The organism is Burkholderia sp. SRS-W-2-2016 (assembly GCF_001931485.1).
GTDB lineage: Bacteria > Pseudomonadota > Gammaproteobacteria > Burkholderiales > Burkholderiaceae > Paraburkholderia.
Window position 1 is genome coordinate 202,957 of the sequence record NZ_MSDV01000012.1, and the last position, 23,739, is coordinate 226,695.

Below are 23,739 nucleotides of genomic sequence, written 5' to 3' on the forward strand. Positions count from 1 at the left end.
TGCGCGTCCGCCGGGCGGTTCGGACCGCGAAGCCCGCTCAGCCCGGCTGCTCCCGGTTCTCCGGACTTGTCCTTATTGCGGGGCGTGCTGGGCGGTTGCGCGCAGATAGATTTCCACGCGACGGTTGGCCGCACGGCCGGCTTCGGTGTTGTTGTCGGCGATCGGCTGGCTCGGGCCCATGCCGGTGGCCGACAGGCGCTGCGGTGCGATACCGCGCTGGCCCAGATAGCCGGTCACGCTTTGCGCGCGGTTGACCGACAGCGTCTGGTTATATTGCGCGGAGCCGGTGCTGTCGGTATGGCCGACCACCGACGCGACGATTTCCGGGTTCTGCTGCATCGTTTGCGCGAGCTGGTCGAGCACCGGTGCGAACGACGGCTTGATCGCGTAGCTGCTGGTGTCGAACGTGACCGAGCTCGGGATGTTCAGCTTGAGCGAGCCGTCCGGCTGCTCGGTGATCTGCGTGCCGGTGCCCTTGGTCGCGCCCGACATGCGATTGCGGATGTTTTCCCAGTTGTAGCCGGTCACGCCGCCGACCGCCGCGCCGACGCCCGCGCCGATCGCCGCGCCCTTGCCGCCACCGAAGATGGCGCCGAGCGCCGCGCCGGTGCCCGCACCCACGCCGGTGCCGACTGCCGTATTGGTGCCCTGTTGGGTCGCGCAACCTGCCAGAAACGAGCCGGCAATAGCGAACACGGCGACGCGAGTCATGATTTTTGCATTCATTTTTCGATCCTCTTGAGTGAAGCGAATAAACCAGCGGGTAGCAGTCAATCTATCCAGCGAACGTGACCGCTGTACAGCGAACGGCTCCAAAACTTCTGAGCGACGGAAATGCTACGCCTTTCTCCACGCGGTCCGACAACGAAGAAGGGTCTTCGGGCAGCGGCTGCCGTCAGACACTACAATAATGCCTGAAACCCGCAGCGATGCGACCCTTAGGCGTCCCGCCTGCCGGAAGGGTGCCCGGCGGGTCTAATTTAAGCAACGCTGCATAACAATTTCTTTCAAATTCCGCCGCGTGGCCGATCCGGGAACCCCATCGCACCGCGCCGCACGTCTTCCCCACGGAGTCTCAATGAGTATCGATCGGGCTTTGGTCGACGCCGCTCTCGCGGCCGTCACTGACCCCAACACCGGCGCGTCCTACGCGGCCGCGAAAAACATCCGCAACGTGGCCGTCGACGGCGACACCGTGAGCCTGCAGGTGGTGCTCGGCTATCCGGCGAAAAGCCAGTTCGACGCGGTCCGTCAGCGTTTCGACGCCGCGCTGCGCGCGGTGCCGGGCGTGGCCGGCGCGCGCGTCGAGGTCTCGCAGCAGATCGCCGCGCACACGGTGCAGCCGGGCGTGAAGCTGCTGCCGAACGTGAAGAACATCGTCGCGGTCGCGTCCGGCAAGGGCGGGGTCGGCAAGAGCACGACCGCGGTCAATCTCGCGCTCGCGCTGGCGAGCGAGGGCGCGTCGGTCGGCATTCTGGACGCCGACATCTACGGGCCGTCGCTGCCCACGATGCTCGGCATCGTCGGCCGTCCCGAGTCGCCGGACGACAAGTCGATGAACCCGATGAGCGGTCACGGCGTGCAGGCCAATTCGATCGGCTTCCTGATCGAGCAGGACAACCCGATGGTGTGGCGCGGCCCGATGGCGACCTCGGCGCTCGAGCAGCTGCTGCGCCAGACTAACTGGCACGAGCTGGATTACCTGATCGTCGACATGCCGCCGGGCACCGGCGATATTCAGCTAACGCTCGCGCAGCGCGTGCCGGTGACCGGCGCGGTGATCGTCACGACGCCGCAGGACATCGCGCTGCTGGACGCGAAGAAGGGTCTCAAGATGTTCGAGAAGGTCGGCATTCCGATCCTCGGCATCGTCGAGAACATGGGCCTGCATATCTGCACGAACTGCGGCCACGCGGAACATATCTTCGGCGCCGGCGGCGGCGAGCGGATGGGCAAGGAATACGGCGTCGACGTGCTGGGCAGCCTGCCGCTCGATATCAAGATCCGCGAGCAGGCCGACTCGGGCAAACCGACCGTCGCGGCCGACCCGAACGGGCCGATCGCCGAGATCTACCGGTCGATCGCGCGCAAGGTCGCGATCCATATCGCCGAGCGGGCGCGCGACATGAGCTCGAAGTTTCCGAACATCGTCGTGCAGAACACCTGAGCGGCATTCGTACGAGTTCCCGCGCGGCCATCTGGATAAAGGGTCCGCGGGGCTTCGAGGGCCTCTTTTTGCGCGTGCTCTCGCGGTATCATGTCGACTTCACAGGTTCGGCTCGACGGCCGCAGGGGCGGCTGCCAGGCCGGCAAGAGGATCGCATGGGAAAACGAATCGACGGGCAGGCGGTGCATGCGTTCATCGTTCTGACTGCCGGCTGCGTATTGCTGAGCGGCTGCGGCGTGTTCCTGAGACCACAGGAAAAGCGCGCCGACGCGCAGTTGCTGCCCACCGTGGGCAATCAGGCGCACGGCCTCGTGAGCTTCATCGAGCGCTCGGACGGCGTGCAGGTTACCTACAATCTCGCGGGCATGCCGCCCAATAGCGACCACGCGTTGCAGGTCCACGAGCGCGGCGACTGCAATGCCGTCGACGGCTCCAGCACCGGCCCGGTGTTTTCGCCGGCCGCCGAGCGGCTGAAAGCCGGCGCCCGCGTCGAGGGCGATCTCGGCAATATCCACGCGGACGCGAACGGGGTGGCGACCGGCTTCATCGTTGCGCCCGACGTGTCGCTCGACGGCATCCGCTCGGTGTTGCAGCGCGCCGTCGTGCTGCATCACGACGCGACCGACCCGTATGCATATCCGCAGCACGGCGCCGGCGTCGCGCTGGCGTGCGGTGTGATCCGCCAGCAGTGATCTCCACAGCGACCACCGCCGCTCGCGCCGCAGTGGCCCGCACTATCGGCGGCAGCATTGCCGTGATCGCGTAAAATAAGCGCCTTCGCCGGCCGGCCGGGCGCCGGCCGCGCGTTTTTCACCTCATCAGTTATTCACGTCGAGCAGCGTTCACCTATGACCATCAAATCCGACAAGTGGATCCGGCGCATGGCCGAGTCGCACAACATGATCGAGCCGTTCGCGCCCGATCAGGTCCGCGTCTCCGAAGACGGCCGGAAGATTGTCAGCTACGGCACATCGAGCTACGGCTACGACATCCGCTGCGCCGACGAATTCAAGATCTTCACCAACATCAATTCGACGATCGTCGATCCGAAGAACTTCGACGAGAAATCGTTTGTCGATTTCAAGGGCGACGTCTGCATCATTCCGCCGAATTCGTTCGCGCTCGCGCGCACGGTCGAGTACTTCCGCATCCCGCGCAGCGTGCTGACCGTGTGCCTGGGCAAGTCGACCTACGCGCGCTGCGGGATCATCGTCAACGTGACGCCGTTCGAGCCGGAATGGGAAGGCCACGTGACGCTCGAATTCTCGAATACGACACCGTTGCCTGCGAAAATCTACGCGAACGAAGGCGTCGCCCAGGTGCTGTTTTTCGAAAGCGACGAGATTTGTGAAACGTCGTACGCGGATCGCGGCGGCAAATATCAAGGTCAGCACGGCGTCACGTTGCCGAAAACGTGACGTTCGCAGCGTCCTGACCCATCAGCTATTCGGGTGACCGCTGCGCTTACGACATAACGCAGCGGTCGTTTTCTTTCTGGAGAATCGCCCATGAAGTTTCGTTTTCCCGTCGTCATCATCGACGAAGATTTCCGCTCCGAGAACATCTCGGGTTCCGGCATCCGGGCGCTCGCCGAAGCCATCGAGAAAGAAGGCGCGGAAGTGCTCGGGTTGACGAGCTACGGCGATCTGACCTCGTTCGCGCAGCAGTCGAGCCGCGCCTCGTGCTTCATCCTGTCGATCGACGACGACGAGCTGCTGCCGTACGTCGATAACGTGGTGGTCGAAGGCGAAACGCCGGAACTGGCGGCCGCGATCGTCGCGCTGCGCGCGTTCGTGACCGAAGTGCGCCGCCGCAACGCCGACATTCCGATCTTCCTGTACGGCGAGACGCGCACCTCGCGCCATCTGCCGAACGACATCCTGCGCGAACTGCACGGCTTCATCCACATGTTCGAGGACACGCCGGAGTTCGTCGCGCGCCACATCATCCGCGAGGCGAAGGTCTATCTGGACTCGCTCGCGCCGCCGTTCTTCAAGGAACTGGTGCAGTACGCGGAAGAGGGTTCGTACTCGTGGCACTGCCCGGGCCACTCGGGCGGCGTCGCGTTCCTGAAGAGCCCGCTCGGCCAGATGTTCCACCAGTTCTTCGGTGAGAACATGCTGCGCGCGGACGTCTGCAACGCGGTCGACGAACTCGGCCAGCTGCTCGACCACACCGGTCCGGTGGCGGCCTCGGAGCGCAACGCCGCGCGCATCTTCAGCGCCGACCACGTGTTCTTCGTGACCAACGGCACCTCGACGTCGAACAAGATCGTCTGGCACGGCACGGTTGCGCCGGGCGACATCGTGCTGGTCGACCGCAACTGCCACAAGTCGATCCTGCACGCGATCACGATGACCGGCGCGATCCCGGTGTTCCTCACGCCGACGCGCAACAACTTCGGCATCATCGGCCCGATTCCGCGCAGCGAGTTCGAGCCGGAAAACATCCGCAAGAAGATCGAGGCGAATCCGTTCGCGCGCGAGGCGCTCGCGAAGAACCCGAACCTGAAGCCGCGCATCCTGACGATCACGCAGAGCACGTACGACGGCGTGGTCTACAACGTCGAGATGATCAAGGAGATGCTGGGCGAGTGGCTCGATACGCTGCACTTCGACGAAGCGTGGCTGCCGCACGCCGAATTCCACGAGTTCTATCAGGACATGCACGCGATCGGCGCGGGCCGTCCGCGCATCGGCGCGATGATCTACGCGACGCACTCCACCCATAAGCTGCTGGCCGGTATCTCGCAGGCCTCGCAGATCGTCGTGCAGGATTCGAAGAACAGCCGCTTCGACAAGCATCGCTTCAACGAAGCGTATCTGATGCATACGTCGACCAGCCCGCAGTACGCGATCATTGCGTCGTGCGACGTCGCCGCCGCGATGATGGAAGCGCCGGGCGGCACCGCGCTGGTCGAGGAATCGATCGCCGAGGCGCTCGACTTCCGCCGCGCGATGAGCAAGGTCGACGCCGAATACGGCGACGACTGGTTCTTCAAGGTGTGGGGCCCGGACCAGTTCGCCGAAGAGGGCATCGGCTCGCGCGAAGACTGGATGCTGCGCCCGGACGACGCGTGGCACGGCTTCGGCCCGCTCGCCGAAGGCTTCAACATGCTCGACCCGATCAAGGCGACGATCGTCACGCCGGGTCTGGACATGGACGGCGGCTTCGGCGAGACCGGCATTCCGGCCGCGATCGTCACGAAGTACCTGGCCGAGCACGGCATCATCGTCGAGAAGACCGGCCTGTACTCGTTCTTCATCATGTTCACGATCGGCATCACGAAGGGCCGCTGGAACTCGATGGTGACCGAGCTGCAGCAGTTCAAGGACGACTACGACAACAACCAGCCGCTGTGGCGCGTGTTGCCCGAGTTCGTGTCGCATCATCCGATGTACGAGCGCGTCGGCTTGCGCGATCTGTGCCAGCAGATCCACAGTGTCTACCGCGCGAACGACATCGCCCGTCTGACGACCGAGATGTACCTGTCGAGCATGGAGCCGGCGATGAAGCCGTCCGACGCGTTCGCGAAGCTCGCGCACCGCGAGATCGACCGGGTACCGATCGACGAACTCGAAGGCCGCGTCACGTCGATCCTGTTGACGCCGTATCCGCCGGGTATTCCGCTGTTGATTCCGGGCGAGCGCTTCAACAAGACGATCGTCAACTACCTGCGTTTCGCGCGCGAGTTCAACGAGCGCTTCCCGGGCTTCCATACGGATATCCACGGGCTGGTCGGCGAAATGATCAACGGCCGCATCGAGTACTTCGTCGATTGCGTGCGCGTCTGACAATGCGGCAAGCGAAGTTCCTGGCAGGCGGTCCCGCTAGCTGGCGGCGCGGGGCCGGCGTGCTGGCCCTCGCGCTGGCTGCCGGCGGCGCGCTGCTGACAGGCGCGTGGCCGTCGGCCGCGCGTGCCGAAGTGGCCGCCGCCGATCCGATCGACGCGTCGATGCGCGCGTGTCTCGCGCGCTCCGACATGTCGACGACGATGGGGCAGGTGCAGTGCATGGACAACGCGCGGATCGCGTGGAAGGCCGCGGCCGACAGCGCGTTCCAGCAGTTGGAGTCGAAACTGCCGCCGGCGCGGCGCCGGCTGTGGCAGAAGGGCCAGGCGAGCTGGCTCGCGTGGCGCGATGCGGAAAAGCCGCTGCTCGCCGCGGTGTTCGCGACGACCCAGGGCTCGATGTACGTGCTCGCCGAGGCCGATATGCAGTTACAGCCGGTGCGCGATCGCGCGCTGGTGCTGCGCAGCGCGCTCGCCGCGGCGAGCGGACCGGCGCCGCGCCGGCCGCGCGCGTGCAACGCCGATGCGCGCTGCGAACACGCGATGTTCGATCTGAACCGCTACTACCGCGTGCTCAATACGAAGATGCCGGCGCCGGCGCGGCCGGCGCTGGGGCGCGCGCAACGCGCTTGGCGCGCGTATCTGGATGCATCGACGCCGCTCGTCGACGAACACGGGCGGATCGACATCATCGGCGCGCGTGTCGCGACGGTCAAACGGCTGTCGGAGACGGTCGGTAACCACTGAGCGCGGCGCCGGCATAGCGACGGAGTTTCGGCGCCGTTTCCGACGACATTTCCGGCGGCATTTCCGCTCGCCGCCCGGCGCACCCGGTCTTTCAATCCAGCTGATAACTCTCTTCCCGCGGCTGCGGCATCGCGAGCGCCGGCTCGCCGCGCAGATCGCGCATCGCATCCTCGATCACCGCCGACATCGTGCTCAGCGCGAGGTCGTTGTCGTCGGTGCCGAACGGCTCTTCGAGCTGCGACGCGATCGCCTCGTGCGCCATGAACGTGTACGCCACGAACACCGCGAACACCGGCGTAAACACGCCGATGCTGTCGACCAGCCCGAACGGCAGCGACGCGCAGAAGAAATACACGGTGCGGTGAATCATCACCGAATACGCGAACGGCAGCGGCGTCGACGCGATCCGCTCGCAGCCGCCGATCACATCCGACAGACCGTTCAGATTGCGGTCGAAAGCCAGTACGCCGAACGAATCGAGCGCGCCCGCGCGGGCCTGGCGCTGCACCCATTCGCCCAGGCACAGCATCAGCGTGGCCGGCTTGTAGCGCGCGGCGTTCACGCGTTCGAACAGCGCGGCGGGCAGATGCGCGGCGAGGTCCTCGCGCGGATCGGTCTTGCGCAGTTGATGACGCAGCGCGTGCGGCAGCGCGCTCAATAGCGCGAGAAATTCGGCGAGTTCCTCTTTGGGCAGTTCGCGCCCTGGCAGCGTCAACGCCTGGCGCGTCAGCGAGCGCGACTCGTTCAGCAATTGTCCCCACAGCTTGCGCGCTTCCCACCAGCGGTCGTAACTCGCGTTGTTGCGAAAGCCGAGAAACACCGCGAGCGCGATGCCGATCAGCGAAAACGGCGCGGTCGTGTTCAGGTTCAGATTGACGGGCAGCAGATGATCGTGCGCGGCGAGCGCGACGATCGCGATGCAGAAGATCAGGGACAGGCGCGGCAGCAACTGCGGCAGCACCGAGCCGCGCCACGCGAGCAGCATGCGGAACCAGTGGAGATGCGGGCGGATGATCATGGCGCAAAGCGGGTGACGGGCGACAGGGCTTCTATTATCGAACGGCTGCGCGCATAAAGAAAACCCGCGCGGCATGCTCCGAAGCCGAAGCACACCGCGCGGGTCGATCCTTCTACAACCGGCGGTTCCAGACGCGCCTTTAGCGGCGTGATCCGCCGCTCGCTCAGTCCCGCGCCGACGAAGCCGCGCCGTGGCTCAGCCAGTCGAGCACCGCGGTCGCGTCGTCGTCCGCGCCTTCGCGCGCGCGCTCGACCGTCTCGGCCACGTCGTCGCTCGGCACCGCGCGGCGAATCGCGACGCCGACCGCCAGAATGTCGATCATCACGAGATGCAGGATGCGCGAGATCATCGACAGCTGCGACTCGCGAATCTCGATGTGATCGGTCTCCAGCGCGACGGTCGCGCGCTTGGCGAGCGGCGTGTTGCTCGAGGTGATCGCGATCACCTTCGCGCCGGCCTGCATCGCGACATCGAGCACGCGCAGCAGTTCGGGCGCGCGGCCCGACTTCGACACCGCGACGATCACGTCGCCCTTGCCGAGCAGCGCGGCGGAGGCCGCCTGCATGTACAGGTCGCCGTAAGCAATCGTCGGGATGCCGAAGCGGAAGAACTTGTAGTGCGCGTCCTGCGCGACGATGTTCGAATTGCCGAGCCCGTAGAACTCGATCCGGCGCGCGCCGTTCAGCAGATCGATCGCCCGCTCCACGTGTTCGAAGTTCAGATGCTCGCGCAACTGCAGGATCGCCGACACGGTGTTGTCGAGCACCTTCGCGCCGAAGTCGGTCGCGGTGTCGCCCAGATGCACCTGGCTATGGCTGACCGGAATCGTGCCGGTCAGGCCGGTCGCGAGCTTCAGCTTGAAGTCCGACAGCCCCTGGCAGCCGAGCGAGCGGCAGAAGCGGATCACGGTCGGCTGGCTGACGTCGGCCTTGCGGGCGATATCGACGATCGGATCGTTGATGATCGAGCGCGGATGGTTCAGCGCGAGATCGGCGACGCGGCGCTCGGCCGGCGTCAGCGCATCGCGCATCTGGCGAATCCGCTCGAACACCGCCGACGAGCTGCCGCCCGCGCGATTCGACAGCTGCTCGGCGAGAATCGCCGAGACGCCGAGGAAGGCCGGATATTCGGCGGTGATCACATAGGTCGGCACGTTCTGCAGATACGGCTCGAAGCGGCCCTTTGCCTCGAAGCGCTTGCGGAACGACGAGCGCGCGAAGAATTCGCCGAGCCGCGGCACCACGCCGCCGCCGATATAAATGCCGCCGAGCGCGCCGAGCGTGACCGCGATATTGCCGGCGAAGGTGCCGAGAATCCCGCAGAACACGTCGACCGATTCGGCCGCGAGCGGCTCGCCTTCGAGCGCGCGCTTGACCACTTCGATCGTGTCGACGTTGGCCGCCACGCGTTTCTTGTCGCGGCCCGCGAGCGCGCGATAAATCACTTCGATGCCGGGACCGGCGGCGACCCGTTCGAACGACACGTGCGACCACTTCTTGCGCGCGTACTGCAGCACGATGTCCTCGCGCTCGTCGGCCGGCGCGAAGGTCGCGTGACCGCCTTCGCTGCCGAGCGCGATCCAGCGGTCGTCGGCGGGGATCAGGCCGGATACGCCCATGCCGGTGCCCGGGCCGAGCAGACCGATCACGCTGTTCGGGCGGCGCGCGCCGCCGCCGACCTGCACGCGCTGCGCGTCGGTCAGACCCGGCAGCGCCATCGCGAGCGCGGTGAAGTCGTTGACGACCAGCAGCGTATCGAAGCCGAGCGCGCGGCGCGTCGCTTCGATCGAGAAGGTCCAGTCGTGATTGGTCATGCTGACCTGGTCGCCGTCGACCGGATTCGCAATCGCGATCGCCGCGTGATTCACGCGGCCGATCTTGGTGTCCTTCAGATACTTCTTGATGACGTCGGCGACGCTCGGGTAATCCGCGCACGGATAGACCTGCACCGAGCCGATTTCGCCGGGGCCGGTCTCGAGCGCGAAACGCGCGTTGGTGCCGCCGATGTCGGCCAGCAGCCTCGGTCCGTCGGCGTGCTGCCCCGCGCCCGGGACAGCCTTAGTTTGCACACCAGTAGACATCGAGTCTCACTCCCTTGTCGGTTGCCAACTGCGAGATGGCATTTTTTTGTGGCGAAGCGGCGGCTGCATTGAGCACGTCCAGCTTGCGCGGTCCTGCGATCAGCAGAAACAGATGTTTGATTTCCTTCAACGCGGACAGCGACCAGCTCACCCGCGCATGCGGCGCCGCGCCCGGATGCACGGCGACGAAGCGCTCGCGCGTGGTGATCGCGTGATCCCATTCGGGCGCGTCGGCGAAGATCGATGCAGTGTGGCCGTCCTCGCCCATGCCGAGCACCGCGACGTCGGGCACCGCGGCAAAGCGCGGGTCGGCGTTCAGCGCGGCGACGTGCGCGTCGAGATCCTGGCTGAACTCGACCAGCGGCCAGAAGGTCGCGTCTTTGGCCGCGTTCTGCAGCAGCGTCGCGTGCGCGAATTGCGAATTGCTCGCGCTGTCGGTGTCCGGCACCCAGCGGTCGTCGACCAGCGTGACCGCGATCCGCGGCCAGTCGAACGCCTGCGTGGATAACGTCTGCAGGAACGGTCGCGGGCTGCTGCCGCCGGACACGGCCAGTAGCGCCGGGCGTGTCTGCGCGGCGGCCTGTGCGGCCAGCGACGCATGTAACGCGTCGCCCACCGCCTGCGCCAGCGCGTCGGATTGGGCGCGCTGGTCGTCGAAAGCGTGAAGCTCGATCACTTCTCCTCCGTGCTGCATTCTTGTTAGGTCTGCGCAATCAATGCTGCTGCTCGCGCGCGGTCAACCAGTCAATTCTCTTCTTCGAGCCAGCAGGTGCCGTGCTGCGCGAGCATCGCGCTCGCCGCAGCCGGTCCCCACGTGCCCGCCGCGTACGGCTTGGGCGGCTTGTGCGAGGCCTGCCATTCGTTCAGGATCGGCTCGACCCAGCGCCACGCGGCTTCCTGCTCGTCGCGCCGCACGAACAGCGCGAGGCGGCCGTGGATCACGTCGAGCAGCAGCCGTTGATAAGCCTCCATCTGGCCTTCGCGGAAGAACTGGTCGAACGCGAGGTCGAGATGCACGCTGGCGAGGTTCATCCCTTCGCCGGGCTGCTTGGCGAGGCAGTACAAACGGATCGTCTCGTTCGGCTGCAGCCGGATCACCAGCCGGTTCGCGCCGCCGCGCAACGCCGACGCGCCGAGCGCCGAATGCGGCACCGCGCGGAAGTTGACGACGATCTCGGCGACCCGGTCGGCCAGCCGCTTGCCGGTGCGCAGGAAAAACGGCACGCCGGCCCAGCGCCAGTTCTCGATTTCGACCTTCAGCGCGACGAAGGTTTCGGTCGAGCTATCCGGCTTCACGCCGTGTTCGGTCGCATAGGCGGGCACCGCGGTGCCGCGGATCACGCCCGAATGATACTGGCCGCGCACCGCGACCTTGCCGATTTCCAGCGGATCGATCGGCTTGAGCGCACGCAGCACGCGCAGCTTTTCGTCGCGCACCGAATCCGAATCCATCGAGTGGGGCGGTTCCATCGCGACGATCGACAGCAGCTGCAACAGGTGGTTCTGCACCATGTCGCGCAGCGCGCCGGTATTGTCGTAGAAATCGCCGCGCGCTTCGACGCCGAGTTCCTCGGCGATCGTGATCTGGATGCTCTCGACCCACTCGCGGCGCCACAGCGGCTCGAACAGCGCATTGCCGAAGCGCAGCGCGAGCAGGTTCTGCACCGGCTCCTTGCCCAGGTAATGGTCGATCCGGTAGATCTGCTCTTCCGCGAAGATTTCGCCGACCGCGTCGTTGATCGCGTTCGACGACTTCAAATCGTAGCCGAGCGGCTTTTCGAGCACGATGCGCGCGTTCGTATTCAGTCCAACCGAGGCGAGCGCGTGACAGATCGGCACGAACAGCGACGGCCCGGTCGCCAGATAGAACACCCGGATGCCCGGCAGGTCCCGCAGCGCATCGCGCAGCAGCGCGAAGTCTTCCGGTTGGCCCAGATCGATCTTCACGAACTCGATGCGCGCGAGGAAGCTTTCCCACGCGCTCTGGTCGAGTCCCTTCTTCGACACGTGCGGTTTCACGTGCTCGTCGACCCATTGCAGGTACTCGGCGCGATCCGCGACGTGCCGCGCGACCGCGACGATCTTGCCGGTCTCGGCGAGCATGCCGGGAGCACGGTGGGCCTCGAACAGCGCGGGCAGGATCTTGCGCATCGACAGATCGCCGGTGCCGCCGAACAGAACAAAAGTGAAGCTTGAATCGGTTTGCATGAGTCTCCGTCGATGTCCTGAAGGGCCGCCGCGCCGACTGGACACTGAACGCGCAGCGACCGGGAAGAGCGACCGTAGTCCGATAAAATATTTTTTGACACTGAATTGTAGTTTAACTACAATCCAAATCAAGAGGTAACGCTAATTCGATGAAAAAAGCGTGCGCCGGTCAGACGGAACGCACGTTGCCCGCGACCTGGAGGACGGGCTGGAATCGGGTTGGCGTATGAGGCACCTCGAGTCTGCCGCGCGAAGCGGGCAGGCAAAAATCAAAAGAGGAGACAGTCAGTTGCATCCCGAACCACTCACCTCTTGAGCGTCCAGCGGCCGGACATCGGTCCGCCGGCACATGCCCTCGCGCATGCGCCCGACCGTGCTCGATCGCCCAGTGTTTTGCCTGTTTGAACCAACCACAGCACCCTGGCGACATCAGGGGCCATTCGTTTTTTTGTTCAGGTGTCTGGAGGAGATAAGCAATGAAATTTCGCGCGATCATGGGCGCTCTGTGCGCTGCGGGTCTGATGTGTGGCGTGTCGGCCGTGCAGGCCGCCGAGTCGGTCGAAGTGCTGCACTGGTGGACTTCGGGCGGTGAATCCAAGGCCGTCGGCGTCCTCAAGGACGACATGACCAAGCAGGGCTACACGTGGAAGGACTTCGCGGTTGCGGGCGGCGCGGGCGCTGCAGCAATGACCGCACTGAAGACCCAGGTGATCTCGGGCAACGCACCGACCGCCGCGCAGATCAAGGGTCCGCTGATCCAGGACTGGGCTTCGCAGGGCGTGCTGGTGCCGATCGACCCGGTCACGGGCGACTGGAAAAAGAACCTGCCGCCGGAAATCGACAAGATCATGCACGCGGACGGCCACTATGTCGCCGCGCCGTTCTCGGTGCACCGCGTGAACTGGCTGTACATCAACAAGGCAGCGCTGGACAAGGCGGGCGGCAAGGTCCCGACCACGTGGGCTGAGTTCTTCACGGTGGCCGACAAGATGAAAGCCGCCGGCATCCAGCCGATCGCGATGGGCGGCCAGCCGTGGCAAGACCTGACGCTGTGGGAAGACGTGGTGCTGTCGCAAGGCGCGGACTTCTACAAGAAGGCGCTGGTCGACCTCGATGAGAAGACCCTGACCTCGGAAAAGATGGTTCAGGTGTTCGACACGGTTCGCAAGATCCAGGGCTACTTCGACGCGGGCCGCACCGGCCGTGACTGGAACCTCGCCACGGCAATGGTCATCAACGGCAAGGCCGGCATGCAGTTCATGGGCGACTGGGCGAAGGGCGAATTCACCAACGCCGGCAAGAAGTCGGGTTCGGACTTCATCTGCGCGGTCGTCCCGGGCACCGACAAGGCCTACACGTTCAACGTCGACTCGTTCGTGTTCTTCCAGCAGAAGGGCCAGAAGGCTGCAACGCCGGGCCAGCTCGCACTCGCGAAGACCATCATGTCGCCGGAGTTCCAGGAACAGTTCAGCCTGTACAAGGGCTCGATCCCGGTGCGTCTCGGCGTGCCGATGGACAAGTTCGACGATTGCGCGAAGAAGTCGTACGCGGATGAGCAGGTCGCGATCAAGGCCGGCGGTTATGTGCCGTCGCTCGCGCACGGCATGGCTCAGCCGGATGCGGCAGCCGGCGCGATCTCCGACGTCGTCACGAAGTTCATGAACTCGCAGCAGGATTCGAAGACCGCGGTTCAGGCACTCGCGAAGGCAGCGAAGACGAAGTAACGCAGTCACCGAAGCGTTGCGCCCGGCGTTCGATGCAGCACGCGCCGGGCGTGTCCTTCGGGCCGCCTCGCGTGGACCCTTGCGACCCATCCTGCGCTGCTTGCGCACCTGGCGCTCGCGAGGTTCGACGCGAGGCGGCGTGAGCCAGGTTTCATGAAGTCACATCCAGGCCGTCGGGCCCTCGCGCGATCCGCACACGAAGCGCCCCACGGTACAGTTTCAGCAGGAGTCGAGTAGTGACTGCTTCCATCAGCGGGAACGGCAAAACGGCTGCCGTCACCCGCCGCGCGTCGCCCATGGCGGCCCTTGCCGATCGCTATATCCCGAAGCTGGTGCTCGCGCCCAGCGTCATCATCAGTCTGATTTTCGTGTATGGCTTCATCGCCATCACCGGCTATCTGTCGCTTTCCAATTCGCGACTGATGCCGCGTTGGGAGTTCGCCGGTCTCGACCGCTATCGCGAACTGTTCGACAACGACGTGTTCTGGACCTCGGCCGCCAATCTGGGCTGGTTCGGCATTCCGTTCATCGCCATTTGTATCGGCCTGGGCCTCTTTCTCGCGATCCTGCTCGATCAGCAGATCCGTAACGAAGGCGCGCTGCGCGCGGTGTTCCTGTACCCGATGGCGCTGTCGTTCATCGTCACCGGTACCGCGTGGCAGTGGATTCTGACGCCGAGCATCGGCATCGAGAAGGTGTTTCACGACTGGGGCTGGACGAGCTTCTCGTTCAACTGGCTCGGCGACCCGGACCGGGCGATCTTCTGCGTCGTGATCGCGGCCGTGTGGCAATCCACCGGCTTCGTGATGGCGCTGTTCCTCGCCGGTTTGCGCGGCGTCGACGGCGAAATCTTCAAGGCCGCGCAGATGGACGGCGCGGGCTTGCCGACCATCTATCGCAAGATCGTGATTCCGAGCATGCGGCCGGTGTTCTTCTCCGTGCTGCTGATTCTTTGCCACATCACCATCAAGACCTTCGACCTCGTCGTCGCGCTGACCGCGGGCGGTCCGGGCACGTCGTCGTCGCTGCCGGCCATCTTCATGTACACGTTTTCGTTCAATCGCGGACAGCTCGGCGTCGGCGCGGCATCGTCGATCATGATGCTCGCCACCGTGGTGGCCGTGCTCGTGCCGCTGATGTATCTGGAATCGAGGAGCACCCGCAATGCAGCCTAAGATGACGATCAGCCGTGCCGTCATTTACGCGGCCCTGATCCTGTTCGCCCTGTACTTCCTGTTCCCGCTGTACGTGATGCTGTCGACGTCGTTCAAGGATATCGACCAGCTGCGCACCGGCAACCTGCTGACGCCGCCCACGTCGTGGAGCTTCGCGCCGTGGGTCAAGGCATGGAGCGGCGCCTGTACCGGCGTGCGTTGCGACGGCATGCAGCCGTTCTTCATGAACTCGGTGCGGATGGTGATTCCGGCCGTGCTGATCTCGTCGATCATCGGCGCGTTCAACGGCTACGTGCTCACGCACTGGCGCTTCCGCGGCGCCGATCCGATCTTCACGATGCTGCTGGTCGGCTGCTTCATCCCGTTCCAGGCGATCCTGCTGCCGATGGCGCGCTTCGAAGGCATGATGGGCCTCTCGAATACCACGACGGGTCTGGTGCTGGTCCACGTGATCTACGGTATCGCGTTCACCACGATGTTCTTCCGCAACTTCTACGTGAGCATTCCGGCTGAACTCGTGAAGGCCGCGCGGATCGACGGCGCCGGCTTCTTCACGATCTTCACGAAGATCCTGCTGCCGGTGTCGCTGCCGATCTTCATGGTGTGCCTGATCTGGCAATTCACGCAGATCTGGAACGACTTCCTGTTCGGTATCGTGTTCTCCGGCGTCGATTCGATGCCGATCACGGTGGCGCTGAACAACCTCGTGAACACCTCGACCGGCGTGAAGGAATACAACGTGGACATGGCCGGCGCGATCATCGCGGCGCTGCCCACCTTGCTCGTCTACATCATCGCCGGACGTTACTTCGTGCGCGGCCTGACGGCCGGTGCGGTGAAGGGCTAAGCGGGTTCAATCAGCAGAGAAGCAGGGGCGTGCCCCTGCCGGCGCGGCGGCGGTTGGTTCCAACCGCGCCGCTCTCAGACAGACGTTTTCAGGCAGTACCAGAGACTAGAGGATTCACAGCATGGCAAGCCTTTCCATCCGTGACGTGTACAAGACCTACCCGAACGGGGTGCCGGTTCTGAAGGGTGTCAACATCGACATCGAAGACGGTCAGTTCCTGATTCTGGTCGGCGGCTCGGGCTGCGGTAAGTCGACGCTGCTCAACATGATCGCCGGTCTCGAGACCGTGACCAAGGGCGAGATCCAGATCGACGGCAAGACGGTGAACAACCTGTCGCCGAAAGATCGCGACATCGCGATGGTGTTCCAGTCGTACGCGCTGTATCCGTCGATGACGGTGCGCGAGAACATCTCGTTCGGTCTGAACATCCGCAAGGTGCCGAAGCAGGAACAGACGCAGATCGTCGAGCGCGTGTCGAACACGCTGCAGATCACGCATCTGCTCGACCGCAAGCCGGGCCAGCTGTCCGGCGGCCAGCGTCAGCGCGTCGCGATGGGCCGCGCTCTGGCGCGCGATCCGGTGATGTTCCTGTTCGACGAACCGCTGTCGAACCTCGACGCGAAGCTGCGCATCGAGATGCGTTCGGAAATCAAGCTGTTGCATCAGCGCCTCGGTACGACGATCGTCTACGTGACGCACGACCAGATCGAAGCGATGACGCTCGGCGATCGCATCGCGGTGATGAAGGACGGCATCGTCCAGCAGTTCGGCGCGCCGCAGGAAATCTACGATTCGCCGTCGAACCTGTTCGTCGCGGGCTTTATCGGTGCGCCGCCGATGAACTTCATCGAAGGCAAGCTGGTCGAGCAGGGCTCGGGCGTGGGCATCGAACTCGATACGGGCGTGGCGCGCAAGGTGCTGGTGCTGCCGTTCGAATCGGGCAAGGTGCGCTCGCATATCGGCAACAAGGTGATTCTCGGCCTGCGTCCGGAGCGCATCACCGACGCGCGCGGCGCGCACGGCGACGACTCGAAGCTGCAGCCGGTCGAAGTGAAGGTCGACGTGATCGAGCCGACCGGTCCGGACACGCTGGTGTTCGCGCAGGTCAACGGCAAGCGCATCGTGAGCCGCGTGCACCCGGCGTCGAACCCGCAGCCGGAGAACAACGCGACGCTGCTGTTCGATACGTCGAAGGCGGTGCTGTTCGATCCGAGCAACGAAGAGCGGATCGCGTAAGCGGTTGCTGTTGCTGTTGCGCTCGCTTTGGAAGCGCAGCGACACGACATGAAAAACCCCATGCGTTGTAGAGCGCATGGGGTTTTGTTTTTGCTGCGGCGGATTGGTGTGGGGCGTGCGGCTCGGCGTTCGCAAACGCGTTAGGCCGCCGCTGCCGGCACGCGCAGATCCGGATTATTGCCGGCCAGCTCGCTGACCCAGTCGATGAACGCGCGCAGCCGCGAACTCAGATTGTGGCGATGCGCGTACAGGATCGACAGCGGCGTGCCGGGGCTGCGGTAATTGCCGAGGATTTCCGTCAGCGCGCCTTGCTCGATCAGCTCGGCGACCATGAAGCGCGACGGCTGGATGATGCCGTGACCGAGCACCGCCGCGCTGATGTACACGGAGCCGTCGTTGACCGCGAGCGTGCTGTCCATCGACACCCGTTCGATCTCGCCGTTCACCTCGTACTCGAACGGGAACGTGCGGCCGCTGCGCGCCGATACGTAGTTCACCGCGCGATGTTCGGCGAGTTCTTCGAGCGTCTTCGGCGTGCCGTATTTGTCCAGATACGCGGGCGACGCGCAGGTGACGATCCGCGCCACGCCGATGCGCTTCGCGACGAGGCTCGATTCCTCCGGCGTGCCCATCCGGATCACGCAGTCGACGCCGTCCTGGATCAGATCGATATTGCGGTCGGCGAGACCCAGGCGCACGTCGATTGCCGGGTACTGGCGGTAGAAGTCGTCGAGCGCGGGCAGCAGCAGCGAACGTGCGAGCGTGCCCGACGTATCGACGCGAATCGTGCCGGCCGGATTCTCCCGCTTGTTCGACAGCGACGATTCCGCCTCGGCGACGTCGGCGAGGATGCGCACGCAGCGTTCGTAGAACGACGCGCCGTCTTCGGTCACGCTGACCTGGCGGGTCGAGCGGTTGAGCAGCCGCACGCCGACGTGCTCCTCGAGCGCCTGGATCGTGCGGCTGACCTTCGCGCGCGGCAGGTCGAGCGATTCCGATACCTTGGTGAAGCTGTTCGCTTCGACCACGCGCGTGAAAATCTCCATCGCTTCGAAACGGTCCATGGCGTGCCTTGTGGTGGTGGCCGGGAGGAGGGCGAGGCGGGCTTGCGAGTGGAAGTCTACAGGGACGAAAACGGCTTGTCTCAGGGCGGCGGGCGGCGCGGCGGGCGCGGGCCTGTGACGCGCGTGGCGGCGGATGCGGCGGATGCGGTGGGTGCGGCTCACCGCTCGCCGCTCACCGCTCGCCGCGCTCAATCCCGATCCGGCGCGCCCAGCGGAAACAGCGGCCGGTACGGCCGCGCCTCATCGACCGCGCGCGCGAACGACGGCCGCGCGAGCAGCCGCTGCCGGTACGCGCGCACGTGCGCGAACTTGGGGTCGATCGGATGGGTCCAGTCGGCGTAGAACAGGAACGGCGCGGCGCCGCAGTCGGCGAGGCTGAAGCGCTCGCCGGCCGCCCATTCGCGTTCGGCCATGTGCCGCTCGAGCCAGCCGTATGCGGTGTCGAGCAGCGCGCGTGCATCGGCGACGCCGCGCGGGTCGCGCTCGGTGTCGGCGCGCAGGCTGTCGTAGACGATCCGCTGCTGCGGCGTCGAAATGTAGTTGTCGAAGAAGCGGTCCAGCGTGCGCACTTCGAGCGCGGCGCGCGGGTCGGCCGGCAACAGCGCGACGGGCCCCGGATACTGCAGCCCCAGATATTCGACGATGATGCTCGCCTCGACCACGGTGCGCTCGCCGTCGACCAGCACCGGGAAGCGTTTGAGCGGCCACCGCGCGGCGAATTCGGCCATCACTTGCGGGTCGTCGTGCGCGAGCATGCGCATCTCGAACGGGGTGTCGTTTTCGTACAGCGCGGTCAGGACTTTCTGGCAGTAGGAAGAAAACGGGTGGGCATAAAGCTGCAAGGGCATCGCGATCACCTCTAAGGGTTGCACTGCGTTGGAGTAACGACGGCGACAACGCGACGGCCATGTTCGCCGCGCTGCCTGTTTACCCGACGACGAACGACAACCGCGAAAATCGACAACCCCGGCCCGCTCAGCCCTTCGACTGCACCCCATGCGCGGGCAGCGCGCCCGGCTGCAACAGCACGACGACCGCGCCGGCGCCGCCATCGTGCGGACGCGCCTGACAGAACGCGATCACCTCGGACTTCTGCACCAGCCACGCGCGCACCTTGCCCTTCAGCACCGGCTCCTTGCCGATCGACCCGAGCCCCTTGCCGTGAATCACGCGCAGGCAGCGCAGGCCGCGTTTCACCGATTCGCGGATGAATTCCGCGAGCGCCTCGCGCGCCTCCTCGCGACGCATCCCGTGCAGATCGATCTGCGCCTGCACGATCCAGTCGCCGCGCCGCAGTTTGCGCACGACATCGCGGCTCACGCCGGGGCGGCAGTACGACAGCGTCTCGTCGGTTTCGAGCAGTACCTCGGGATCGAACTCGTCGGAGATCGCTTCGTGCAGCACCGCTTCCTCGTCGAGCAGTGTCTGCACCGGCAACGGCGGCGGCGGATTGCGGGGCAGCGACGCGCGCGGCGGAACCGCCAGCGGCGCGACTTCACCGATCTCGCGGCGGAACAGATCGGCGTCGGCGGCCGCTTCGCGCTGCGCCGCTTTGGCGACGGCCTGCTCGCGCTCGCGGCGTTGCGCATCGCCCTTCAGCGCGTCGCGCAACGCGCCGAGGCCGGCGAGCCCCGCCGCGCGTTCGAGCTTGGGCGCGGCGGCCGGCGCGGCCGGGGCGGGCGCGGGCCGCGCGGCGGTTTGCGGGCGTTTGGGTTCGTTCGGGTGGGGCTGATTCTTCGGCATAGCGGCAACGGATGCGAAAAAGGTCGATCGGTGGTGTAGGGCGACGGCGCTGCGAATGCAAAAAAGGCCGCCGGCTTTTCAGCCGCGGCCTTCTCTAGTGCTTCAAACAGCCGGGCAGCGCCCCGCCGTCATTTTACCGTCGCGCGCGGCGGCTCAACGCTCCGCTTCGGCGCTCATTGCATGCTCGCCGGCCATCTCGTTGATGGTCTCGAGATAGCGCTGCGCGTCGAGCGCGGCCATACAGCCGGTGCCCGCGCTGGTGATCGCCTGACGGTAGATGTGGTCCTGCACGTCGCCGGCGGCGAACACGCCCGGCACGCTGGTGGCGGTCGCGAAACCGTTCAGCCCGCCCTTGGTGATGATGTAGCCGTTCTTCATCTCGAGCTGACCTTCGAAGATGTCGGTGTTCGGCTTGTGGCCGATCGCGACGAACACGCCTTGCAGCGCGATGTCGGTCGTTTCGCCGCTCTGCGTGTTCTTGATGCGCAGGCCGGTCACACCCGACTGGTCGCCGGTCACTTCGTCGAGCACGTGGTTCCACTTGATCTCGACGACGCCTTCCTTCTCCTTCGCGAGCAGACGGTCGATCAGGATCGGCTCGGCGCGGAACTTGTCGCGGCGATGGATCACGGTCACTTTCTTCGCGATACCGGAGAGGTACAGCGCTTCCTCGACCGCGGTGTTGCCGCCGCCGATCACCGCGACGTGCTGCTGGCGATAGAAGAAGCCGTCGCAGGTCGCGCAGGCCGACACGCCCTTGCCCATGAACGCTTCCTCCGACGGCAGGCCCAGGTACTGCGCCGACGCGCCGGTCGAGATGATCAGCGAATCACACGTGTATTCGCCCGAGTCGCCGATCAGGCGGATCGGCTTTTCGTCGAGCTTGGCCGTATGGATGTGGTCGAAAATGATTTCGGTGTTGAAGCGCTCGGCGTGTTCGAGGAAACGCGCCATCAGTTCCGGGCCTTGCACGCCATTGGCGTCGGCCGGCCAGTTTTCGACGTCGGTCGTGGTCATCAACTGGCCGCCCTGCGCGAGACCGGTGACGAGCACCGGCGCCAGGTTGGCGCGCGCCGCGTAGACCGCCGCCGTGTAACCGGCGGGACCGGAACCGAGAATCAGAACCTTGGCGTGTTTCGTTGCAGTAGCGGGCATGATCGAATCCTTGTACGGCGCGCGGTTCGCAGCAGCGAAGCCGTGCGGTTTTGAGCTGAATCTATAGATGGGTGTCAGTCCGCCATTATAAAGGGCGGGGCGAGCGGCTGCGCCATCAAGCTTTCCGATCGCCGCGATAGGCGCGCGGCGTGAAGCGGGCGACGCGGGCGCGGCGTTGGCCGGCATGGTCGTGGGCCAACGGCCAAGTTACCGTCATTTACAGCCTTGCGCGGGGCACAGCGTTTACAATAGGCCGGATCGAATTTTCCGGTAGCCCGGAGCGGTCCGCAGCCGCGCGCGGCGCGGCGCCGCATCGCGCTCCCGGCCGCAGTTCGGCCTGAACCGGCTACCCCAGGCAACAGGATCAATGGCAAAAGCTCCTTATTCCGCGACCGCGCAGGCATTGCCGCATCGCATGTCGCGCCTCTTCACCGAAATCCGCTGGATTCTGCAGGTGGCGCTCGGCGTGTTCCTGCTGATGTCGCTCGTCAGCTATAGCAGACACGATCCGAGCTGGACTCATTCCGCGCAAACCGATCACATCGCCAACTGGGCGGGGCGGGTCGGCGCGCGCACGTCGGACGTGATGCTGCTGCTGTTCGGCCTGTCCTCCTACTGGTGGATCGTGCTGCTCGGCCGTCATATTTCCGCCAACTACAAACGCATCACCGGTCATGAAGAGCCGCAGGACGAACCCTCGCCGCGCGGCGTCAGCTGGCTCGCGGACGCGTTCGCGTTCGTGCTGGTGCTGCTGTCGTGCAGCGGCATCGAAGCGCTGCGGATGTGGTCGCTGAAAGTGCAACTGCCCGGCAGCATGGGCGGCGTGGTCGGCGACGCGGTCGCGCGCGGCATCTCGCATGCGCTCGGCTTCACCGGCGGCACGCTCGCGCTGCTGCTCGGACTCGGCATCGGCCTGTCGCTGTACTTCCGTTTTTCGTGGTTGTCGGTCGCGGAAAATGTCGGCGAATCGATCATCTCCGCAGTGACGTTCGCGAAGCTGCGCCGCGAGGCCGGCCGCGATCGCAAGCTCGGTGAAGCGGCTGCGGTCAAACGCGAAGGTAAGGTCGAGAAGGGCCGCGTGCGGATCGAGGAGCATGAGCCGGTGGTGATCGTGCCGCCGCTCGCGACGCCAGCGAAATCCGAGCGCGTCGAAAAGGAACGGCAGGTGCCGCTCTTTACCGACCTGCCCGGCGATTCGACGCTGCCGCCCATTTCGTTGCTCGACCCCGCGCCCGCCGCGCAGGAAACCATCTCCGCCGATACGCTCGAATTCACGTCGCGGCTGATCGAGAAAAAGCTCAAGGACTTCGGCGTCGAAGTCAGCGTGGTCGCCGCGTACCCGGGCCCGGTTGTCACGCGCTACGAGATCGAGCCGGCCACCGGCGTGAAGGGCAGCCAGATCGTCAATCTCGCGAAGGACCTCGCGCGTTCGCTGTCGCTGGTGTCGATCCGCGTGGTCGAAACGATTCCGGGCAAGAACTACATGGCGCTCGAATTGCCGAACCAGCGCCGTCAGACCGTGAGCCTGTCGGAGATTCTCGGCTCGACCGTCTACGCGGATGCCGCGTCGGCGCTCACGATGGGGCTGGGCAAGGACATCGGCGGCAAGCCGGTGTGCGCGGATCTCGCCAAGATGCCGCACCTGCTGGTCGCCGGCACCACCGGTTCGGGCAAGTCGGTCGGTATCAACGCGATGATCCTGTCGCTGCTATACAAGGCCAGCGCCGAACAGGTACGGATGATCCTGATCGATCCGAAGATGCTCGAAATGAGCGTCTATGAAGGCATCCCGCATCTGCTGTGTCCGGTCGTCACCGACATGCGTCAGGCGGGGCACGCGCTGAACTGGGCGGTCGCCGAAATGGAGCGCCGCTACAAGCTGATGAGCAAGCTCGGCGTGCGCAACCTGGCCGGCTACAACAACAAGATCGACGAAGCGACCAAGCGCGAAGAGAAGCTGCCGAATCCGTTCAGCCTCACGCCGGACGAACCGGAACCGCTCACGCGTTTGCCGAACATTGTGATCGTGATCGACGAGCTGGCCGACCTGATGATGGTCGTCGGCAAGAAGGTCGAAGAGTTGATCGCGCGGATCGCGCAAAAGGCGCGCGCGGCCGGCATCCATCTGATTCTCGCGACCCAGCGTCCGTCGGTCGACGTGATCACCGGCCTGATCAAGGCCAACGTGCCGACGCGGATGGCGTTCCAGGTGTCCTCGAAGATCGACTCGCGCACGATTCTCGACCAGCAGGGCGCGGAATCGCTACTCGGCATGGGCGACATGCTGTATCTGCCGCCGGGCAGCGGGCTGCCGGTGCGCGTGCATGGCGCGTTCGTGTCGGACGACGAAGTGCATCGCGTCGTCGACAAGCTCAAGGAGCAGGGCGAGCCGAACTATATCGAGGGCATTCTCGAAGGCGGCGTGAGCGGCGAGGGCGACGAAGGCTCGGCGGGAACCGCGTCCACCGATGGCGAGTCGGACCCGTTATACGATCAGGCGGTCGACGTGGTGCTGAAGAACCGTCGCGCGTCGATCTCGCTGGTGCAGCGGCATCTGCGCATCGGCTACAACCGGGCGGCCCGCCTGCTCGAACAGATGGAGAATTCGGGCGTGGTGTCGGCGATGTCGTCGAACGGCAATCGCGAGATTCTGGCGCCGGCGCGGGAAGCGGAATAAGCGGCGTTGGTTGCGGCCGCAACGTGCTGCGTTGCGGCTCACCGCCCGGTCGATCCAGATATCGACGCACGCCACGGCCCGGTTCCGAATTCAATCAAGGGAGAAAA

Annotated in this window: 19 protein-coding genes; 10 read left to right on the forward strand and 9 right to left on the reverse strand. The window is 65.2% G+C overall.

Annotated features, from left to right (window positions below):
- Nucleotides 1-72 precede the first annotated feature (72 nt).
- Nucleotides 73-726 carry an OmpA family protein gene (locus BTH42_RS03860; protein ID WP_075295939.1) on the reverse strand — a complete coding sequence of 218 codons (654 nt, stop codon included), beginning with the start codon at nt 724-726 and terminating at the stop codon, nt 73-75.
- A gap of 352 nt (nt 727-1,078) precedes the next feature.
- Here BTH42_RS03860 and apbC point away from each other — a divergent pair, with 352 nt between their 5' ends.
- The 5 genes from apbC to BTH42_RS03885 all read left to right on the forward strand — a co-directional run bounded on the left by apbC (nt 1,079) and on the right by BTH42_RS03885 (nt 6,704).
- Nucleotides 1,079-2,167, forward strand: coding sequence for an iron-sulfur cluster carrier protein ApbC (apbC, locus tag BTH42_RS03865; protein WP_075295941.1), 1,089 nt, complete (start codon nt 1,079-1,081; stop codon nt 2,165-2,167).
- Between the two features lie 155 nt (nt 2,168-2,322).
- Complete coding sequence (locus tag BTH42_RS03870; protein ID WP_075295943.1) at nt 2,323-2,859, forward strand: superoxide dismutase family protein; 537 nt, start codon at nt 2,323-2,325, stop codon at nt 2,857-2,859.
- A gap of 156 nt (nt 2,860-3,015) precedes the next feature.
- The gene (gene dcd, locus BTH42_RS03875; RefSeq protein ID WP_028200499.1) at nt 3,016-3,585 is read left to right on the forward strand and encodes a dCTP deaminase; all 570 of its coding nucleotides are present in this window, start codon (nt 3,016-3,018) and stop codon (nt 3,583-3,585) included.
- A gap of 90 nt (nt 3,586-3,675) precedes the next feature.
- Entirely contained in the window at nt 3,676-5,961 is a 2,286-nt protein-coding gene (locus tag BTH42_RS03880) for an arginine/lysine/ornithine decarboxylase (protein WP_075295945.1), read from the forward strand.
- Between the two features lie 2 nt (nt 5,962-5,963).
- On the forward strand, nt 5,964-6,704 hold the full coding sequence (locus tag BTH42_RS03885) for a lysozyme inhibitor LprI family protein (RefSeq protein ID WP_083654652.1): 741 nt from the start codon (nt 5,964-5,966) through the stop codon (nt 6,702-6,704).
- A gap of 91 nt (nt 6,705-6,795) precedes the next feature.
- On the opposite strand, the gene BTH42_RS03890 is transcribed toward BTH42_RS03885, so the two are convergent.
- The 4 genes from BTH42_RS03890 to zwf form a co-directional block, all read right to left on the reverse strand.
- Nucleotides 6,796-7,722 (reverse strand): bestrophin family protein, encoded by a 927-nt coding sequence (locus BTH42_RS03890; protein WP_075295949.1) that lies wholly within the window; start codon nt 7,720-7,722, stop codon nt 6,796-6,798.
- Nucleotides 7,723-7,885: 163 nt separating this feature from the next.
- Nucleotides 7,886-9,802 carry a bifunctional transcriptional regulator/glucokinase gene (locus BTH42_RS03895; RefSeq protein WP_075295951.1) on the reverse strand — a complete coding sequence of 639 codons (1,917 nt, stop codon included), beginning with the start codon at nt 9,800-9,802 and terminating at the stop codon, nt 7,886-7,888.
- The gene (gene pgl, locus BTH42_RS03900; RefSeq protein ID WP_075295953.1) at nt 9,780-10,478 is read right to left on the reverse strand and encodes a 6-phosphogluconolactonase; all 699 of its coding nucleotides are present in this window, start codon (nt 10,476-10,478) and stop codon (nt 9,780-9,782) included. Before pgl ends, BTH42_RS03895 begins: the two co-directional genes overlap by 23 nt.
- Before the next feature lie 68 nt (nt 10,479-10,546).
- A complete protein-coding gene (zwf, locus tag BTH42_RS03905) occupies nt 10,547-12,010 on the reverse strand; it encodes a glucose-6-phosphate dehydrogenase (RefSeq protein WP_075295955.1) in 1,464 nt (487 codons plus the stop codon).
- Between the two features lie 476 nt (nt 12,011-12,486).
- Here zwf and BTH42_RS03910 point away from each other — a divergent pair, with 476 nt between their 5' ends.
- The 4 genes from BTH42_RS03910 (at nt 12,487) to BTH42_RS03925 (ending at nt 16,993) form a co-directional block, all read left to right on the forward strand.
- The gene (locus tag BTH42_RS03910; protein WP_075295957.1) at nt 12,487-13,734 is read left to right on the forward strand and encodes an ABC transporter substrate-binding protein; all 1,248 of its coding nucleotides are present in this window, start codon (nt 12,487-12,489) and stop codon (nt 13,732-13,734) included.
- A gap of 236 nt (nt 13,735-13,970) precedes the next feature.
- Entirely contained in the window at nt 13,971-14,909 is a 939-nt protein-coding gene (locus BTH42_RS03915) for a carbohydrate ABC transporter permease (RefSeq protein WP_075295959.1), read from the forward strand.
- Nucleotides 14,899-15,756: a carbohydrate ABC transporter permease gene (locus BTH42_RS03920; protein WP_075295961.1), complete on the forward strand. Its 858-nt coding sequence runs from the start codon at nt 14,899-14,901 to the stop codon at nt 15,754-15,756. Before BTH42_RS03915 ends, BTH42_RS03920 begins: the two co-directional genes overlap by 11 nt.
- Nucleotides 15,757-15,877: 121 nt before the next feature.
- On the forward strand, nt 15,878-16,993 hold the full coding sequence (locus BTH42_RS03925; RefSeq protein ID WP_075295963.1) for an ABC transporter ATP-binding protein: 1,116 nt from the start codon (nt 15,878-15,880) through the stop codon (nt 16,991-16,993).
- A gap of 140 nt (nt 16,994-17,133) precedes the next feature.
- Here BTH42_RS03925 and BTH42_RS03930 read toward each other — a convergent pair whose 3' ends face one another.
- The 4 genes from BTH42_RS03930 to trxB form a co-directional block, all read right to left on the reverse strand.
- The gene (locus BTH42_RS03930) at nt 17,134-18,057 is read right to left on the reverse strand and encodes a LysR family transcriptional regulator (RefSeq protein WP_075295965.1); all 924 of its coding nucleotides are present in this window, start codon (nt 18,055-18,057) and stop codon (nt 17,134-17,136) included.
- Nucleotides 18,058-18,245: 188 nt separating this feature from the next.
- The gene (locus BTH42_RS03935) at nt 18,246-18,905 is read right to left on the reverse strand and encodes a glutathione S-transferase family protein (RefSeq protein WP_075296114.1); all 660 of its coding nucleotides are present in this window, start codon (nt 18,903-18,905) and stop codon (nt 18,246-18,248) included.
- Between the two features lie 127 nt (nt 18,906-19,032).
- Nucleotides 19,033-19,800: a Smr/MutS family protein gene (locus BTH42_RS03940; RefSeq protein WP_075295967.1), complete on the reverse strand. Its 768-nt coding sequence runs from the start codon at nt 19,798-19,800 to the stop codon at nt 19,033-19,035.
- Between the two features lie 153 nt (nt 19,801-19,953).
- Nucleotides 19,954-20,955: a thioredoxin-disulfide reductase gene (gene trxB, locus BTH42_RS03945; protein WP_075295969.1), complete on the reverse strand. Its 1,002-nt coding sequence runs from the start codon at nt 20,953-20,955 to the stop codon at nt 19,954-19,956.
- A 367-nt stretch (nt 20,956-21,322) separates the two neighbouring features.
- Here trxB and BTH42_RS03950 point away from each other — a divergent pair, with 367 nt between their 5' ends.
- Complete coding sequence (locus tag BTH42_RS03950) at nt 21,323-23,632, forward strand: DNA translocase FtsK (protein ID WP_075295971.1); 2,310 nt, start codon at nt 21,323-21,325, stop codon at nt 23,630-23,632.
- The last annotated feature ends 107 nt before the right edge of the window (nt 23,633-23,739 follow it).